This is a genomic window from Paenibacillus sp. IHBB 3054 (genome assembly GCF_051594305.1).
In the GTDB taxonomy this organism is placed as follows: domain Bacteria; phylum Bacillota; class Bacilli; order Paenibacillales; family Paenibacillaceae; genus Paenibacillus_AQ.
In genome coordinates this window covers 16,210-32,905 of record NZ_JBOFBG010000044.1, presented here as the reverse complement: position 1 = coordinate 32,905, position 16,696 = coordinate 16,210, and the positions used below count along the sequence as shown (strand labels likewise).

General features: G+C 49.1%; 12 protein-coding genes. 4 read left to right on the top strand and 8 right to left on the bottom strand.

What is annotated here, in order from left to right; all coding sequences use genetic code 11:
• Window positions 1-78: 78 nt before the first annotated feature.
• Window positions 79-1,119 (bottom strand): NADH:flavin oxidoreductase/NADH oxidase, encoded by a 1,041-nt coding sequence (locus tag ACQ76X_RS30495; protein WP_438497502.1) that lies wholly within the window; start codon window positions 1,117-1,119, stop codon window positions 79-81.
• 189 nt (window positions 1,120-1,308) lie between these two features.
• Here ACQ76X_RS30495 and ACQ76X_RS30490 point away from each other — a divergent pair, with 189 nt between their 5' ends.
• Window positions 1,309-2,196, top strand: coding sequence for a polysaccharide deacetylase family protein (locus ACQ76X_RS30490; protein WP_438497501.1), 888 nt, complete (start codon window positions 1,309-1,311; stop codon window positions 2,194-2,196).
• 142 nt (window positions 2,197-2,338) lie between these two features.
• Here the strand turns inward: ACQ76X_RS30490 and ACQ76X_RS30485 are convergent, their stop codons facing one another.
• A complete protein-coding gene (locus ACQ76X_RS30485) occupies window positions 2,339-3,001 on the bottom strand; it encodes a 3D domain-containing protein (RefSeq protein ID WP_438497499.1) in 663 nt (220 codons plus the stop codon).
• 385 nt (window positions 3,002-3,386) lie between these two features.
• On the opposite strand from ACQ76X_RS30485, the gene ppk1 reads away from it, so the two are divergent.
• Complete coding sequence (ppk1, locus tag ACQ76X_RS30480; RefSeq protein WP_438497498.1) at window positions 3,387-5,501, top strand: polyphosphate kinase 1; 2,115 nt, start codon at window positions 3,387-3,389, stop codon at window positions 5,499-5,501.
• Here ppk1 and ACQ76X_RS30475 read toward each other — a convergent pair.
• From ACQ76X_RS30475 to ACQ76X_RS30460, 4 genes are all read right to left on the bottom strand, one after another.
• Window positions 5,449-6,978, bottom strand: coding sequence for a Ppx/GppA phosphatase family protein (locus tag ACQ76X_RS30475; protein ID WP_438497497.1), 1,530 nt, complete (start codon window positions 6,976-6,978; stop codon window positions 5,449-5,451). The two genes, ppk1 and ACQ76X_RS30475, sit on opposite strands and share 53 nt — an antisense overlap.
• A 117-nt stretch (window positions 6,979-7,095) precedes the next feature.
• Complete coding sequence (locus tag ACQ76X_RS30470; protein WP_438497495.1) at window positions 7,096-7,818, bottom strand: amino acid ABC transporter ATP-binding protein; 723 nt, start codon at window positions 7,816-7,818, stop codon at window positions 7,096-7,098.
• Window positions 7,805-8,464: an amino acid ABC transporter permease gene (locus tag ACQ76X_RS30465; protein ID WP_038592845.1), complete on the bottom strand. Its 660-nt coding sequence runs from the start codon at window positions 8,462-8,464 to the stop codon at window positions 7,805-7,807. Before ACQ76X_RS30465 ends, ACQ76X_RS30470 begins: the two co-directional genes overlap by 14 nt.
• 136 nt (window positions 8,465-8,600) lie before the next feature.
• Window positions 8,601-9,422 (bottom strand): transporter substrate-binding domain-containing protein, encoded by an 822-nt coding sequence (locus tag ACQ76X_RS30460; RefSeq protein ID WP_438497493.1) that lies wholly within the window; start codon window positions 9,420-9,422, stop codon window positions 8,601-8,603.
• Window positions 9,423-9,840: 418 nt separating this feature from the next.
• On the opposite strand from ACQ76X_RS30460, the gene ACQ76X_RS30455 reads away from it, so the two are divergent.
• Window positions 9,841-11,586, top strand: coding sequence for an alpha-glycosidase (locus ACQ76X_RS30455; RefSeq protein WP_438497491.1), 1,746 nt, complete (start codon window positions 9,841-9,843; stop codon window positions 11,584-11,586).
• Between the two features lie 236 nt (window positions 11,587-11,822).
• Here ACQ76X_RS30455 and glgA read toward each other — a convergent pair whose 3' ends face one another.
• Both glgA and glgB read right to left on the bottom strand, forming a co-directional pair.
• A complete protein-coding gene (glgA, locus tag ACQ76X_RS30450; protein ID WP_438497489.1) occupies window positions 11,823-13,247 on the bottom strand; it encodes a glycogen synthase GlgA in 1,425 nt (474 codons plus the stop codon).
• A 35-nt stretch (window positions 13,248-13,282) separates the two neighbouring features.
• Window positions 13,283-15,121 (bottom strand): 1,4-alpha-glucan branching protein GlgB, encoded by a 1,839-nt coding sequence (glgB, locus tag ACQ76X_RS30445; protein WP_438497533.1) that lies wholly within the window; start codon window positions 15,119-15,121, stop codon window positions 13,283-13,285.
• A 303-nt stretch (window positions 15,122-15,424) separates the two neighbouring features.
• Between glgB and ACQ76X_RS30440 the strand changes: the two genes are divergently transcribed.
• On the top strand, window positions 15,425-16,654 hold the full coding sequence (locus tag ACQ76X_RS30440; RefSeq protein WP_076109559.1) for a glucose-1-phosphate adenylyltransferase: 1,230 nt from the start codon (window positions 15,425-15,427) through the stop codon (window positions 16,652-16,654).
• Window positions 16,655-16,696: the final 42 nt, after the last annotated feature.

Below are 16,696 nucleotides of genomic sequence, written 5' to 3'. Positions count from 1 at the left end.
GCTCCTTCAAATTTAATCTTATTAACCATGCCCTAGAAGGAGTTTAAAATCTGTGACATATTTCACATTTGTAGAATGCTATTTTCTGTTCCATACCCCGCGCTCATAGGGTTTCGGCACATTCGCTTTGTCTACCCCGCCAAGTGCTTCCTCAGCATGCAGCGCCCAGTAAGGGTCACTGAGCATTGCCCGGCCAATAGCCACGAGTTCCGCCTTCTCTTCGGCAACTACGGACTGGGCTTCTGCGTAGTTCTCGAGACGTCCTACCGCTATAACCGGAACCTGCAGGCCGCTTCTGATATATTCAGCGAGATCCACCTGATACGCCGGACCTGCGTTAGGTCCGCCATTAGAGCCGATCGGTCCTTCTCCGCCAGAAGATACATGGAACATATCTACGCCAGCGTCTTTATACCGGCGGCAAATGTCCAGAGCATAGGCTTCATCATAGCCGCCTTCGACATATTCTTTGGCCGATACTCTCATCAGCAGCGGCATCTCTGCGGGCAATACTTCTCTGACCGCTTGGACTACTTGTTCACCGAACAGTGCCAAATCAGCTCCGTACTCATCCTCTCTGACGTTGGTGAGCGGCGAATGGAACTGATGGATCAGGTATCCATGGGCACCGTGAATCTCTACCGTGTCAAAACCGGCTTCCACTGCTCTGCGCGCGCCCTCACGGTAAGCCAAGACAAGCTCTGCGATCTCTTCTTTGGAGAGTGCCTGAGGTATTTTGGACTTCTCATCGAACGGAATTGCCGACGGTGCAACCGGCGGCTCCGCATCCAGCGCCTTGCGGCCTGCATGACCTAACTGAATAGCAATTTTGGCGCCGTACGCATGGACCCCATCCGTAATTTTGCGATAGGCCGCTATCTGGTCATCGCTCCAGATCCCGGTGTCGTGGTTAGTGATGCGCCCGTCCGGATGCACACCGCTCATCTCTACAATAATAAAGCCGGTTCCGCCAACGGCGCGGCTGACATAATGCACGAAATGCCAATCATTTGGTATTCCGTCCTGCTTGTTCACCGCATACTGGCACATCGGGGGCATAACAATCCGATTCTTTAAAACTAAGGCCTTCAATTCATAAGGTTTGAATAAATCAGTCATTTCCGATTCCAACCTTTCCGGTTATCCGATTTATAGTGGAAGCGAATCTCCCATTTCATTAGTATACACGTAATTTTCACGGCAATAAATCTCAACCTGTAGGATGGAAGTTCAGCATAAATCAGCCTTCGCTTGGGGATAACAAGGGAGAAACCGCAGTGAGCGAAGTTATATAGGAGGTGTGGATGAATGGATAAGCTGCTAAAAGGGCGGAAACTGCTCATTCTCTTAGCAATTACAATGGTTCTGTTTAGCCCCGTGACCTCTGCAGAGCTTGTTTCAGCCTCTCCTCCCCTTCTGCAGCAGCCGGAAGAGAACGGAACACATCAGCCACAGAATGCTGCCGAAGACGAAGTTGAGGCTATCGCACCCGGTTCACCATCTTCCGCAGCGGCTGCCCGGCGGCAAAAACGCAGCAGAACTTTGTCTCTAAGCCAGCTGATGCGCAAATATCCGGAGACGATCATGACCCAGGGGCCCCGGAACAGGATGATCGCCCTGACGTTTGATGATGTTCCTGATCCGCGTTTCACACCGCAGCTGCTGGATGTTCTCCGCAAATACCATGTGAAAGCGACCTTTTTTGTCGTCGGAAGCCGGGCGGAGAAACATCCTGCGCTGGTGCAGCGGATGATCAGGGAAGGCCATGTTGTCGGCAACCACTCCTATAATCATCCGGAATTCGGGAAGCTTAGTGTAAATGAATTCCGGACACAAATAGTGCGCACAGAAAATATTATCGCTGCCCTTGCCGGGTACAAGCCACGATTAATTCGCCCGCCGTATGGGGATGTAAGTGAGCAACAGATCAAATGGGCAAAAAGTCACGGCTACAAGCTGATCAATTGGAATGTTGATTCTTTAGACTGGCGGGGATTGTCCAAATCACAGGTGAGAAACAACATTCTGTCCCATGCGGGCAAGGGGGCGATTGTGCTGCAGCACGGCGGCGGCGGCCAGGGAAGCGATCTTCGGGGGACGATCCAGGCGCTCCCGGAAGTTATCAATATCTTGCGCAAGCGGGGCTACACTTTTGTAACTGTCCCCCAAATGCTTCAGGTTGATAAAAATAAATAACCAGCAAAAGCTTCGCCGTCCATTTAGGAACGGTGTCCGTTTGAAATTAAAATTTAAAAAGGAAACGAGTTGCCACGAGCTGTAGCATTCTTCGTTTCCTTTTGAGTGTGGCTTAATAGCGGCATGGAGCCGTTAAAGCAATCTATTCAATAATGTATAAATTTACGTTCTGAAATCCAAAATCCGATACGAAGCTTTGGCTTCCGGGAATAAAGATATCTATACGGTTGCCTTTGATCGCGCTTCCCATATCCGTGGCCGTGGCCAGAAATGCCTGCTTCGGCAGCCCGGGATGCGAATGTCCGGTCACCAGCACCTTCGTGCCGAGCGGAATCACATTCGGATCTACAGCAATCGTACCCAGCTTAAGCGCATCGCCGAAATAATCGACCGCCCCCCATTTGCCGTTCTCACTGGCAGCCGAGGAGTAGGCTGTAGCTTTGGCCTGAATAATTTTGGCATAGTTGAATTCTTTACCCCAGGCTTGAATTGTATTGGATTCCTTCTCCACGTTCAGGCTGGTAGAAATGACGGAAACTGGGGACGAGGTGTCTGCAGTGGCAATAAGTTGATTCTCACGTGGAATGGTGAGCTTAAGTCCCGGATAAATATTCACGCTCGCAACCGACTTGTTGGCATTCATGAGTTCGTCTACACCAATACCGTAGTAGTTCGATAGTGTATAATAGGTTGTAGTTTCTCCTGCAATATGTACGCTGTCCGCCTTGGCGGGGATTGCATGCAGCAGTGTACTGATGCCAACGGCAGCAGCAAGGGCTGTAATGGCTCTGAATCTGATCTTCATATTTGCCTCCTTCATTAGTGGGTGCAAGAGGATTCCCGTGAGGGAATATCTCGCGCCAAGATAATTCTGGACGTATGTACCTTCTTCTTTGCCGGTATATCCAGTGCAGTAGTTTGTAAACTAACAGTATTGAATATATCACAATTTTGTAACCAATGCCTAAGAAATTGTTACCATTCTGATAGAATTCACTTCTTCTCCACTCCACAACAGGGATACTATTACATAGTAATTATATATTTCCAATATATTAAGAGATTTTTTAAGATATTCGGATATTGTCCGCGAAAATTTTACACAGATTTAACAATTCTCCCTTCGGCAAATAGTAGAATGATAGAATACGATAAAGTTATTAAGACATTGAAGCACACTTGGAGGGTCTATGAACGCAGAAGAGAAAAAAAACAACCATAGCAGTCCAGCTACTGCTTACCTCAACCGGGACTTAAGCTGGATCGAATTTAACCGCCGCGTACTGCTTGAAGCGCAGGATCTGGACAATCCGCTGATGGAACGGGCCAAATTCCTTGCGATCGTATCCAGCAATCTGGATGAGTTCATCAGTGTGCGTGTAGCCGGAATTCAGGATCAGATTAGAGCCGGCTATACGAAAAAGGATTTCACCGGCTATACCCCCTCCGGATTGTACAAACGTCTGATCAAGCGGGTCACCAAAATTGTTGCCGACCAATACCGCACCTTCCGCGATATCTCCCGGCATTTGCATAAAGAAGGCATTGTCTTCGTTAACTATGAGGATCTGACCCAGGCTCAGGAGTTGTCGATTGAGCAGTATTACCGCGACATTATTTTCCCTGTTCTGACTCCGATGGCCGTTGACCAGAGCCGTCCGTTTCCGCTTGTGCATAGCCAGTTCATCTATCTGGCCGTGGTGCTGACCCGTAAGAACAGCCAGGAAGAGGATCCATATTTCGCCATCCTGCAGATCCCTTCCAACCTGCCGCGGTGCATTCCGCTCCCTCACCGTTCCAACAGCAAAAAACGGCAGTTCGTCTTTATTGAGGATGTTATCCGCCATCATATTCAAACGTTATTCAGCGGCTATGAACCCGTAGCAGTCAGCGAGTTCCGCCTAACCCGCAACTCTGATCTGACGATTGATGAGGAAGGCGCAGAGGATTTGCTAGAGGAGATTGAAAAAGAGCTGCGCAAACGCCGCCGGGGTGTTCCCGCCAGGCTTGAGGTGCAAAAAGGGATTCATCCTTATGCCCTTGAACAGCTGCAGGCCGAATTCGAGCTTGAGGATTTTGTCTTTGAAATTGACGGGCCCCTTGACCTAGGGTTCCTGCGGGGATTCGCAGGCAGCCTGAAGGGCTTCAGTTACCTGTTTGATGCTCCGATAGTACCGCAATATCCGGTGGAATTTGAGGAGAATGAGGATTTCTTCGAAGTACTGCGCGAGCGCGATGTGCTTGTGTACCATCCATACGAATCTTTTGATGCGATGGGCGACTTTATTATTCAGGCTTCCGAGGATGAGCATGTCATGGCCATCAAGATGACCCTGTACCGGGTCAGCGGCAACTCGCCGCTGATCACCGCCCTGGCCAATGCCGCAGAATCGGGCAAACAGGTTACCGTGGTGGTAGAGCTGAAAGCCCGGTTTGACGAAGAGCGGAACATTGCCTGGGCACGCAAGCTGGAACAATCCGGCTGCCATGTCGTCTATGGCCTGATCGGGCTCAAAACGCATGCCAAAGTGACGCTGATTGTCCGCCAGGAAGGGAACGAGCTGCACCGCTATGTACATGTCGGTACCGGGAACTACAATGACAGCACAGCTAAGGCCTACACCGACCTCAGCCTGTTCACTGCCAATAATGAAATTGGGCTGGATGCCTCAGAATTATTTAACCAAATGACCGGTTATTCCGCCAATTATGACTGGAATGCCTTCATCGTCGCTCCGACCAACATGAGCCTGTCACTGCAAAAGCTGATTCTCCGCGAAGCCGAGCACGCAGCAGCCGGAAGACCGGCACGGATTATAGCCAAGATGAACTCTTTATCCAATCAGGAAGTCATCGACAGCCTGTACAGTGCAGCACAGGCCGGTGTATCCATCGATTTGATTGTACGCGGCGTCTGCTGCCTGCGCCCGGGCATTGAAGGCCTGAGTGAGCGGATCACGGTCCGCAGCATCGTTGACCGTTTTCTTGAGCACTCACGCATCTATTATTTCGAGAATGGCGGTAAACCGGAAGTGTATTTATCCAGCGCCGACTGGATGACACGCAATCTGACCCGGCGGATAGAACTGATGTGTCCGGTGTTGGACAGCGGCATCCGCAAGCAGATCGTCAAGATCCTTGATCTGTCGCTGAAGGATAACGTGAAAGCCAGCTTCCTTCAGCCGAATGGATATTACGAACAGCCGGACGACAAAAAGGCTCCATTCCGGAGCCAATTAGCCGCTTTGGAGGTCAGTCATTGGAAAGGGAGCCGAGCTTTACCTTCACCGACCAAGCATTCTTAAATGCTTTTAGGGCGTTCTCAATGTCTTCCTGTCCGATATGCACCTCACCTACACCCTCAAGCTCCAGATGAAGAGTATTGCCGTGCAGCTCAGCATTCAATCCGCGGATTACACCGATCTCGGTGCTGTCCAGAGCAATGCTCAGCTGTACGAGCGTACCCAGCTTATGAATCCACTCCTCGTCGGAAGCCAGTAAAATGTCCTTATGTGTTTGGGACAATTTCTGCTTCCGGCTTTTTGTGCTGTAGGAAGCAATAAGCGCACTGAGAATCAATTGCCGGTGAGTAAGACCGCGGATCGGTGAATTCATCAGCCAGTAGCGTGTATGCCGTTTCGACTGGTAGTAGTTAATATTCGACCCTGTACGGTGCAGCATGATGGAGACATAGATCAGCATCTTCTGCTCTTCGCGGTCACCTTCATGACCCAATGCACCAAACAGACTCATCGCAAGCTTGCAGATATGTTCCAGATGCCTTTTGGAAGTGCGGATATCGAAACGGATAATCGTATCCAGACTGAACTCCAGCGCGCTGTCACACACAGGCTGCTCAGGATTTAAGAGGTCATGCAGCATGCCTTCCCGCAGACCTTCCCCGCTGATGAGTGCCTGACTGGCTCGGATATAGTTGTAAACTGTATGGAAAATGACCAGCCCCGACACAATGATGTCCGCCCGGCTCTTGGACAACCCTTCCATATCTTTCCGTTTCTCATAAGGCGTATCAGGCAGTATCTCCATAAACCGGTCTATCGTTTCACTGGAGAGTACATAACCATGAGAATTCGGCAAGGAATACTCTCGCATCTTCTGGTCCAGCTTGCCTAATGAACGGAGCGTTCCCCCGAGGCCGTATAACGGCAGACCAGCACCAGTGCCCAGCCACTCATGCTCGACCAGCCTGCCGGTCACATAAGCCTGGAGCTTCTTCACTTGTTCGCCGTTCCAGTTGCCGTGGTGGCTGAACATGAGGTTGGTGTTGACCGCACCGAATGGAAAGGAGATGCTGTGCTGATAGCGCCGTCCGAGGAACAGGGTAACCTCCGTACTGCCGCCGCCGATGTCAATCACGAATCCGTCCTGCACATCAAAGGCATTAATGACGCCAAGAAAACCAAAGTAAGCTTCCTGATAGCCGCTGATCACCTCAAGTGGAATCGAGGAAGCCTCCGAAAGATATGTAATGATCTCGGAAGAATTTGCGGCGTTGCGGATGGCTGCTGTCGCTCCTGCACGGATCCTCTCCACCTCAAAGGCGCTGCAAATCTCCTTGAACTGGCTCAAGACAGGAATAATGGTGTCCATATCTTTCCGCTCGAGCCTGCCCTCTTTTGTAATCTTCTCACTTAGCCGGGCAGAGTATTTGCACTCCTTGATGATTTTGTAACCTCCTTGCCGCGTTGTATCATAAATCACAAGACGAATGGAGTTGGAACCAATATCAATGATGCCTATCCGGCAGAGATCATCGCTCATCTGTATGTACCCCCTTCAAGTTGATCGAGCATATTTATATACTATATCACCCATTTAGGTCTTAACCAAAAGCAAAACGGCCGCCGGAGTTATTTCCAAGGGCCGTTTAGTGCGTTTCTATAAGACTTTGCTGAGGAAATCGCGGGTCCGGTCATGTTTCGGATGGCCGAAGACTTCCGCGGGTGTCCCCTGTTCTACGATATAACCGCCGTCCATAAAAAGAATCCGGTCGCCCACTTCACGGGCAAAGCCCATTTCATGAGTGACAATAACCATCGTCATCCCATCTTCGGCCAGCTTCTTCATCACCTCCAGCACCTCGCCGACCATCTCAGGGTCAAGCGCAGATGTCGGCTCATCGAAGAGCATCACATGCGGCTGCATGGCCAGTGCACGGGCGATGGCGATCCGTTGTTTCTGCCCGCCCGAAAGTTGAGCCGGGTAAACATCGCGTTTATCTTCTAGCCCTACCGTCCGCAGCAGCTCCATAGCAATTTTTTCAGTTTCCGCCGGCTGTTGCTTTTTTACTTTGAGCGGAGCCAGCATGATATTCTGCAGCACCGATTTGTGCGGGAACAGGTTAAACTGCTGGAACACCATGCCCATTTTTTCACGGGTCACATTAATATCATGTTTCTTCGCTGTGATGGACTCGCCTTCAAAGGTGATTTCTCCCCCAGTAGGCTGCTCCAGCAGATTCAGACAGCGCAAAAAGGTGCTTTTGCCGGAGCCGCTGGGTCCGATGACCACCACAACTTCGCCTTTTTGAATTTCGAGGTCAATGCCCTTCAGGATTTCCAGCTTGCCAAAATGTTTTTGCAGGTTGTTAACGGCGATCATCCGTATTCAGCCTCCTTTCGAGAATGCCAAGCAGCTTAGATAAAGTGAATGTAAGGATGAAATACATAATGGAAATGATGATCAGCGGTGTAAGCCCCTCATAAGTAATGGCTGTAATATTTCTGGCCTGGAAAAGAAGATCCGCCACCCCGATCATCGACACAATGGACGACTCCTTAATGATCGTAATGAACTCATTGCCGATGGCCGGAAGCACATTCTTCAGCGCCTGGGGAAGCACGATGTAGCGCATGGTCATCCCTTGTTTCATCCCGAGAGAACGGGCTGCTTCCATTTGGCCGCGGTCCACGCCTTGAATACCGGCACGGAAGATCTCGGCCAGATAAGCCGAACTGTTAATCGTGAGTGTAATCGCACCAGACTGAATCGCCGAAAATTCCAGACCTAATTCTACTAAGCCGTAATGGATGAGAAAGAGCTGTACCAGCATTGGCGTACCGCGCAGAAATTCAACCCACGCGGTAGCGATAAACCGCAGTACGCTCCACTTGGACATGCGCAGCAGAGAAACTATAATTCCCAGGACAAAGCCGCAGAGTACCCCAATCAATGCCAGCAGCAAGGTGTATTTTAAGCCGGAGAAAAAAAGATTGCGGTATTCATATGCCATATCGAATAGATTCATTGCAGGCCTAACCTCCTGTCTTCTTGTAGGATTTCAAAAAAATAGAAAACAGCGGATCACCGCCATTTTCTGAATAGTGTAACTGTACTCTGCATAACTGTCCTTATTTCTGAAAGTTCCGGAATCTGAGCTTCCTTTATTTGCTTATGGAAAGGTCGCTTGCAGCCGATACGTACTCTTCAATTTTGCCGTCTGCCGTCAAACGTTTCAAGGTTGCATTCACTTGATCCAGCAATTCTGTATTGCCTTTCTTCACTCCGATAACATATCCGTCATCCTCTACCACAGGTTTGGCGTCAGTAATGACGAGGCCCTTCACATTCTTCACGAACGATTCGGCAACAGGCCCTTCCATAATAGAAGCATCTACACGGTTAGATTGCAGCTGCATAACAATCTCAGTCATTTTGGTCAGCGAGGTCAGTTTCGCCCCTTCAATTTCTTTGGCGATTTCTTCCTGAATCGAACCTGTCTGAATGCCGATCTTGGTATTCTTCAGGGCATCCATAGTAGCAAATTTATCTTTATCAGCTTCACGAACGACAACCGCTTGCTCTGCTTTAAAGTAAACATCGGAGAGGCCGACTGCTTCTGCACGTTTCGGTGTGTAGCTCAGTCCGGAGATAACGATATCCACTCTTCCGCTCGACAGTTCATTCAGCAGCGAATCAAAAGGAAGATCCCTGATGACCAGCTCTGCACCCATATCAGCCGCAATATCCTTCGCAATCTCGATGTCAAAACCTACGATCGTATCCTTGCCATCTATCATTTTATGGAATTCGTAGGGCGGAAATTCTGCGCTGGTTCCCAGCGTCAGTGTTTTGGCTGCAGTTTCGCTGCCCGCGTTGCCATTCGATGCTGCATTTTTATTATCATCATTGTTATTGGTACCACAGCCGGTCATAAGTCCTACCGCTATCAGCATGCCTAAAGAAAGTTTACCCCATTTTTTCATCTGTATATCTCCCCTATCCTGTTTTAGTACTCTAAGTTGTGCCTTTGACCGATTTATTATAAATCACTCCGCATGAATATGCAAAGACAAATTTGTGACAAAGCCCGTTAAATCAACGTTAGAAAAATATGGTGTAAGCTTGCATTACGTTCCCTCATTTTGCACACGCCCTGACATGAAGTATATACTATTTACTATCTCCAGCTGCTTCCTGGAATAAACGGAATTGGTTCACAACGACCTCTGGAGTGGTAATAACATGCAAACTGTGTGAAAAGGATGCTCTCGATGTCAGTTTGTTCGAAGTGATTTCAATGATGAGAATGCTCACAAACATAGGCTATGCTTTCGATGTCAGTTTGTTCGAAGTAATTTTCAATGATGAGAGTGCTCACAAACATTTTAGGAGGTGCAGGCCATGCTGTTGGAAGCGATGTACCATGTTCCCCGTGACAAGTGGGCTTATGCCTACGATACAAAAACTATACATCTGCGTGTTCGCACCAAACGTGACGATGTGGACTGTGTTGCAGCCCTTACAGGTGATAAATATGATTGGGATCATACCTTTTATGAAATCATGATGGAAAAAGCCGCCTCCGACGACAGATTCGATTATTGGGAGGCTGCGGTCCGGCCTAAATATAAACGGCTCAGCTATACTTTTCGCGTCAGCAAAGGACAGGAAAATGTATATTTGCTTGATAACGGCATCCGTTCGGAATGCCCTCAGCCGCCTAACCACTTCTACGAGTTTCCCTATATACACCAAATCGATCTGTTCAAGGTTCCCAACTGGGCCAAGGATGCGGTGTTTTATCAAATTATGACCGAACGTTTCGCCAATGGCGACCCCACCAATGATCCGGAAGGAACCGAAGCCTGGGGCGGAACTCCGAAGCTGGATAATTTTTTTGGCGGAGACTTGCAGGGAGTGCTGGATCATCTTGATGATCTGCATGAACTGGGTATCAATGCTGTATATTTCACTCCGCTGTTCCTCTCCCCTTCCAACCATAAATATGACATCGTGGACTATAAAAAAGTCGACCCCCATTTTGGAGATAATGAGCTGCTGAAACATGTAGTCGAGGAATGCCACCGAAGAGGAATACGGGTGATGCTGGACGCCGTCTTCAATCATTGCAGCGACAAGTTCCCGCCTTTTCAGGACGTGCTGGAGAAGGGTGAATATTCGGTTTATAAAGATTGGTTCCATATCAACTCCTTCCCGGCTGAGGTGACCGACGGTATTCCTACGTATGACACTTTCGGCTTTTTTGGCAATATGCCCAAATTCAACACAGCAAACTACGAGGTCAGAGCCTACCTGCTGGAAGTCGCCGAATATTGGATCAAGGAGATCAAAGTAGACGGGTGGCGGCTGGACGTTGCCAATGAGGTGGATCATCATTTCTGGCGCGACTTCCGCAAAGTGGTGAAATCCGCCAATCCGGAGGCCTATATCGTTGGTGAGGTGTGGAGTGACTCCCTTACATGGCTGCTGGGCGATCAGTTCGACTCGGTGATGAACTACCCGTTCTCAGGTACGGTGCTGGAATTCTTTAATGGCGGTATGGATGGCATCACCTTCGGACAGCGGATTGGCGCTCTGTTAATGAGATATCCGCAGCAGACAAACGAGGTGGTCTTCAATTTGCTCGGCAGCCATGACACTCCCCGTTTGCTGACGGTGGTCGGCGAAGATAAACGGCGCCTCAAGCTGGCGGTTGTTTTCCTCTTCACTTTTATGGGGACACCCTGTATTTATTACGGGGATGAGATCGGCCTGACAGGCTCAGAGGATCCCGACTGCCGTAAATGCATGGAGTGGGATGAAAAGAAGCAGGACCGCGAGCTGTATGATTTTTACCGGATGATGATCTTCCTCCGCAAAGAGCACAAAGCCCTTCGAGAAGGCAGATTCCGCATTCTGGTGGCCTGTGAAAATGACCCCTGCATCGTGTACGAACGTGCGGATGAAATCATTCATTTCACGGTCTGGATGAACAATTCCCCGGAGCCTCGCACGCTTAGACATCCGATGGAAACCGATGACTGGCAGGATGCGCTTACCGGCGAACCGGTTGCCCCGAAAGAGGGGATCATGCATATTTCGCTTGATCCGTATGGTTACCGGATTCTATGCCGTAATTTAAGCTGAAGCAACAAGTTAATGTACCTATTTAAAGGAGGTGTCCCATAAGCCATGAAATGGCTGCTTGGGCCACCCCTCGTTTTTTGAGCAGGATCAACGTGAGCACATGAGTGGACGCTCCGCGAACGGACCGTTGTTCCAATCGCTGTTGTCCTCAGATTTATCCTCTCGAATATCTTTATATCAAAAAAAGGCACTCCTAAAGTCTTAATGACCTGTAGGAATGCCTCTTTGTGCTTTATTTATTGTGTAATTTTATTGTAGATGTCGATATACTGCTGTGCGGAAACGTTCCAGCTGTAGTCACCGGCAAAAGCGTTTTTCGTAACTTTTTTCCAGTGTTCCGGCTTGCGGTAGAACGATAAAGCCCGGCGCAGTGTATGCATCATGTCATGCGCGTTGTAATCCTTAAATGTGAAGCCGTTGCCCTCACCAGTTTCCTCGTTATAGGCATGAACGGTATCATTAAGCCCGCCTGTCTCACGGACTACAGGAATACTTCCATAACGCAGCGCCAGCAGTTGGCTGATTCCGCAAGGCTCGAACTTTGATGGCATCAGGAACAGATCGCTGGCCGCATAAATTTTGCGCGACAAAGCGTCATTGAACAGAATCTGCGAAGACAGCTTGGTCGGGTACCGCCATGCCGCTTCACGGAACCAGCGTTCATAGGATTCGTCCCCTGTGCCAAGCAGTACAAATTGAATATCATCGTAATACAGCAGCTCATCCAGCACGCGTGTCAGGAGATCAAGACCCTTGGAATCAACCAGTCGCGTAACCATTGCGACCATCGGAATATACGGGGCTACGGGCAACCCTAACTCCTGCTGCAGGCCCAGCTTATTCTCAGCCTTCTTCGCCAGATTAGAACGGTAACGTGTAAAGATTTGCGGATCGCTGTTGGGATTGTAGCTCTTGGTATCAATGCCGTTAACAATCCCGCTGAGACTGTCTGCGCGGGAAGAGAGCAAGCCATCCAGACCATTTCCATAATAGGCCGTACGAATTTCTTCCGCATAAGTCGGACTGACCGTAGTCACATGATCACTATGGACGATCCCGCCCTTCATATAGTTCACGTTGCCGTAATACTCTACACCGCTGAAGTAGCTGTCATCCAGGCCAAGCAACTCACCCAGCACGGAATAAGGAAACACGCCTTGATATAGCAGATTGTGAATGGTAAAGACAGTGCGCATCTCGCTGTAGAACGGATCATGCCGGTAATGGCCCTGAAGCAGCATCGGAATGACCGCAGCATGCCAATCATGGCAATGCAGCACATCCGGCTGAAAATTAATGGCCGGCAGGCATTCCAGAACCGCCCGGTTATAGAACGCAAACCGTTCACCATCATCCAGATATCCATAAATGCCGTCACGGCCAAAATAATATTCATTGTCGATAAAATAGACCGGAATACCATCGTAAATAATCTGTTCGATGCCGCAATACTGATTGCGCCAGCCGACAGGAACATCCACTACGGCTACATGCTCCATTTGCGAAGTGAACTTCTCCGGAATTCCCCGGTATTTGGGCAAAATCACCCGTACATCCACTCCTGCGCCCTTTAGCGCCTTGGGCAGAGCTCCAATGACATCAGCCAAACCACCTGTCTTAACAAAAGGATGGGCTTCGGCTGCAGCAAATAAAACTTTCATTCAGATTCCCCCTTAAATGTACGAATTCCACTATTTCAAGCTTGTTTGACCACCTTGCGGCCGGATTTCTTGAGCACCAGAAATCCAAGTGCCGGAATGGTCAGCTCTATGCTGTTCAGCTGGTTATGCCATTCTTTCTTGCTGCTCTTCATAGGCTCATTGCTGGCACCCGAGCCGCCAAACCGAATGTCCTCAGAGCTGAATATCTCTTCATAAGTTCCCGGGCGGGGTACGCCAATCCGATACTGACGCCGTTCCACCGGCTGAAAATTGATAATTACAAGCAAGGTATCTACGGGCCTCTTGCCTCTGCGGATATAGGACACAATACTTTGGTCATTATCGTCGGCATCAATCCACTGATAGCCTTCCATATCATGATCAAGCTCCCACAATGCTTTTTCCGCCAAATACAGCTTGTTCAGCGCAGCGGTATAGGCCAGCATTCCGCGGTGGCTTTCATAATCCAGCAGCAGCCAATCGAGCTGCCCCTGATCCTTCCACTCGATAAATTGTCCGAATTCTCCACCCATGAACAGCAGCTTTTTGCCGGGATGGGTAATCTGGTAGCCCAGCAGCAATCGGAGACCGGCAAATTTCTGTTCATAAGAGCCTGGCATCTTGTCCAGCAGTGATTTCTTGCCGTGCACCACTTCATCATGAGAGAGCGGCAGCGTGTAGTTCTCGGCATAGGCATAACAAATTGGGAAGGTCAACAAATTATGATGATAGGGCCGTGCCCCGAAATCATGTTCTATGTAGCCCAGTGTGTCATTCATCCAGCCCATATTCCATTTGTAGTTGAAACCGAGTCCCCCTTGATGAGCTGGTGACGTAACGCCAGGCCAGGCGCTGGATTCCTCCGCCATCATCAGTGCTTTCGGATAATACTGAAAGATTGCTTTATTCAGCTGCTGTATGAAACGGATGGCTTCAAGATTCTCAAGACCGCCGTTCTGATTGCGTCTGAACTGATGGCCTTGCTTCTCAAAATCGAGCCGCAGCATGCTTGTAACCGCATCAACTCTCATGCCATCTATATGATACTGCTCGAACCAGAACAAGGCATTTGAAATCAGAAAGGAGGAAATTTCCGGCTTGCTGAAATCAAAGGAAAGCGTGCCCCAGCCCGGCTTCTCGGCCAGCATGGGATCCGCATACTCATAGAGCGGTGAACCGTCAAACATTCTCAGACCATGCGCATCTTTGGCAAAATGGGCCGGAACCCAGTCAAGAATGACCCCAATGCCTGCCTGATGCAGCTGATCAATTAAATACATCAGCTCATGCGGCTCTCCGTAACGGCTCGTTGCTGCAAAATATCCGGTTCCCTGATAACCCCAGGATAAATCATAAGGATGTTCAGCCAGCGGCATAAACTCGATATGGGTATAACTCATCTCCAGCAGATAAGGGATCAGCAGATCGCTTATTTCCCGGTACGTGTAGAATTCTCCGTCTTCCTTCTGACGCCAGGTGCCGAAATGCATTTCATAAATGTTCATCGGCGCGTTGTAAGGCGCTTTATTTCGCCGCCTCCAGGCAGCGTCTCCCCAGCTGTAGCCGCTAAGATCCGCCACCACTGATGCCGTCGCCGGACGCACTTCAGCCTTGAAAGCATAGGGATCAGCTTTAAGGAAGCTGTCGCCATTCGCTGCGACAATCCTGTATTTGTAAAAAGTTCCCGGCTCTATGCCCGGAAAAAAACGACTCCAAAATCCTGAATCGGGTATCTTATATAACGAGTCCACGTCCTGCGTTCCATCCCAGCCGTTATGATTACCAGCCAGTCCTACATATGTCGCATGAGGAGCCCACACGGTAAAGCGTACGCCGGTCATTCCTTCTTCAGCGGCAATGTGCGCGCCCAGCATCGTATAGCTGCGATAATTCGTGCCCTCATGGAACAGGTAAATATCTTCAAATGACGGGAGGTTTTCTGCTTCTTGTATGTCAGGCAAATCATCACCACCTTATTATATAGGATGCACCTATAACATTACCCGAATGTTGGGCGTTTGAAAATGGTTTTACAAGCAAAATAAGCTTTCACAGAATAAAGAAAATATTCATGTAATTTTTCTTGCGGTAACGCAATATATTTCACCTATGTCGTTTCAAGCGCTTGTGGGGAGTTTATATTACAAGCATTGACAAAAAAATGGGAGGGATAACAAATGAGTAAAAAAGAATGTATCGCCATGCTCCTGGCGGGTGGTGAAGGCCGCAGATTGGCCCCCCTGACCAGCACAATGGCAAAGCCTGCAGTCCCTTTCGGAGGACAGTATAGAATCATTGACTTTCCCCTCAGCAACTGTGTGAATTCCAATATCGACACTGTAGGCGTACTGACGCAGTACGAAGCTAATTCCTTGCATCAACATATTGGTGAAGGGGAACCCTGGGGGCTTCACAGCACAACTGATCAGGGTGTCAGACTGCTTCCTTCGGGAGTTGAAGGCCGTGAGAGTTATTCTGGAACAGCCGATGCCATTTATAAGAACATTGAGTTTATTGACAGTCAAAATCCTGAGCATGTACTGATCCTCTCGGCAGATCATATTTACCATATGGACTATCGAAAAATGCTGGATTACCATATCGGCAAATCCGCCAAAGCCACCATCTCGGTAATGGAAGTGCCTTGGGATGAAGCAAGCCGCTTCGGTGTGATGAACGTAAATGAGGAACTCCAAATTTCTGAATTTGCCGAAAAACCAAAAGTACCTAAAAGCAACCTCGCTTCGATGGGGATTTATCTATTCGAGTGGAAATACCTGAAAGAACATCTTCTCCGTGATGCCGCAAATCAGGCTTCCAGCCATGACTTCGGCAAAGATGTGATCCCGACGATGCTGGAGGCTAATGATGAATTGTTTGCCTTCCGTTTTGAAGGCTACTGGAGAGATGTAGGTACAGTAGGCAGCCTCTGGGAAGCGCATATGGATCTTCTGCAAGCCGATAACGGCTTCAAGCTCGACAACTCGAAGTGGCCAATGTATAGCCGGGCCCGCCGGACCAAACCCGCTGCAGTTAAACCACGTATGCAGTTGCAGATCAAAACAGCAGATTGCCTCGTAAATGAAACTTGCCTGCTCGAAGGCAGCCTGCAGCGCTCTGTAGTGTTCGGTGGCGTGGAAATCGGCAAAATGACCATGATTAAGCAAAGCGTTATTATGCCGGGTGCACGTATCGGCCGGGGCGTAGTAATTGAAAATGCAATTATCGGTGAAGGAGCTGTTATCAAAGACGGTGCTGTAATTAAGGGCAGTGTGGACAACATTGTCGTTGTCGGTCCTAATGAAATTGTGGCCGCCAAACCTGTCATTCGTACTCAGCCTTCCCGCCTACTGCAGGAAGTGTACGAAAAAACCGGACGTCTGCGGGCCGAAGGACTTCCTTCTTAAGATATCAGCTTCCCGTCAGTCTCCAATCTATACAAAAAAAAG

What these genes read in the sequence shown, in the direction of transcription:
- ACQ76X_RS30490 (WP_438497501.1), top strand. Translation starts at nt 1,309, where the DNA reads ATGGATAAGCTGCTAAAAGGGCGGAAACTGCTCATTCTCTTAGCAATT.
- glgA (WP_438497489.1), bottom strand. Translation starts at nt 13,247, where the DNA reads ATGAAAGTTTTATTTGCTGCAGCCGAAGCCCATCCTTTTGTTAAGACA.
- ACQ76X_RS30475 (WP_438497497.1), bottom strand. Translation starts at nt 6,978, where the DNA reads ATGAGCGATGATCTCTGCCGGATAGGCATCATTGATATTGGTTCCAAC.
- ACQ76X_RS30460 (WP_438497493.1), bottom strand. Translation starts at nt 9,422, where the DNA reads ATGAAAAAATGGGGTAAACTTTCTTTAGGCATGCTGATAGCGGTAGGA.
- ACQ76X_RS30465 (WP_038592845.1), bottom strand. Translation starts at nt 8,464, where the DNA reads ATGAATCTATTCGATATGGCATATGAATACCGCAATCTTTTTTTCTCC.
- ACQ76X_RS30495 (WP_438497502.1), bottom strand. Translation starts at nt 1,119, where the DNA reads ATGACTGATTTATTCAAACCTTATGAATTGAAGGCCTTAGTTTTAAAG.
- ACQ76X_RS30470 (WP_438497495.1), bottom strand. Translation starts at nt 7,818, where the DNA reads ATGATCGCCGTTAACAACCTGCAAAAACATTTTGGCAAGCTGGAAATC.
- ACQ76X_RS30440 (WP_076109559.1), top strand. Translation starts at nt 15,425, where the DNA reads ATGAGTAAAAAAGAATGTATCGCCATGCTCCTGGCGGGTGGTGAAGGC.
- glgB (WP_438497533.1), bottom strand. Translation starts at nt 15,121, where the DNA reads ATGCTGGGCGCGCACATTGCCGCTGAAGAAGGAATGACCGGCGTACGC.
- ACQ76X_RS30485 (WP_438497499.1), bottom strand. Translation starts at nt 3,001, where the DNA reads ATGAAGATCAGATTCAGAGCCATTACAGCCCTTGCTGCTGCCGTTGGC.
- ppk1 (WP_438497498.1), top strand. Translation starts at nt 3,387, where the DNA reads ATGAACGCAGAAGAGAAAAAAAACAACCATAGCAGTCCAGCTACTGCT.
- ACQ76X_RS30455 (WP_438497491.1), top strand. Translation starts at nt 9,841, where the DNA reads ATGCTGTTGGAAGCGATGTACCATGTTCCCCGTGACAAGTGGGCTTAT.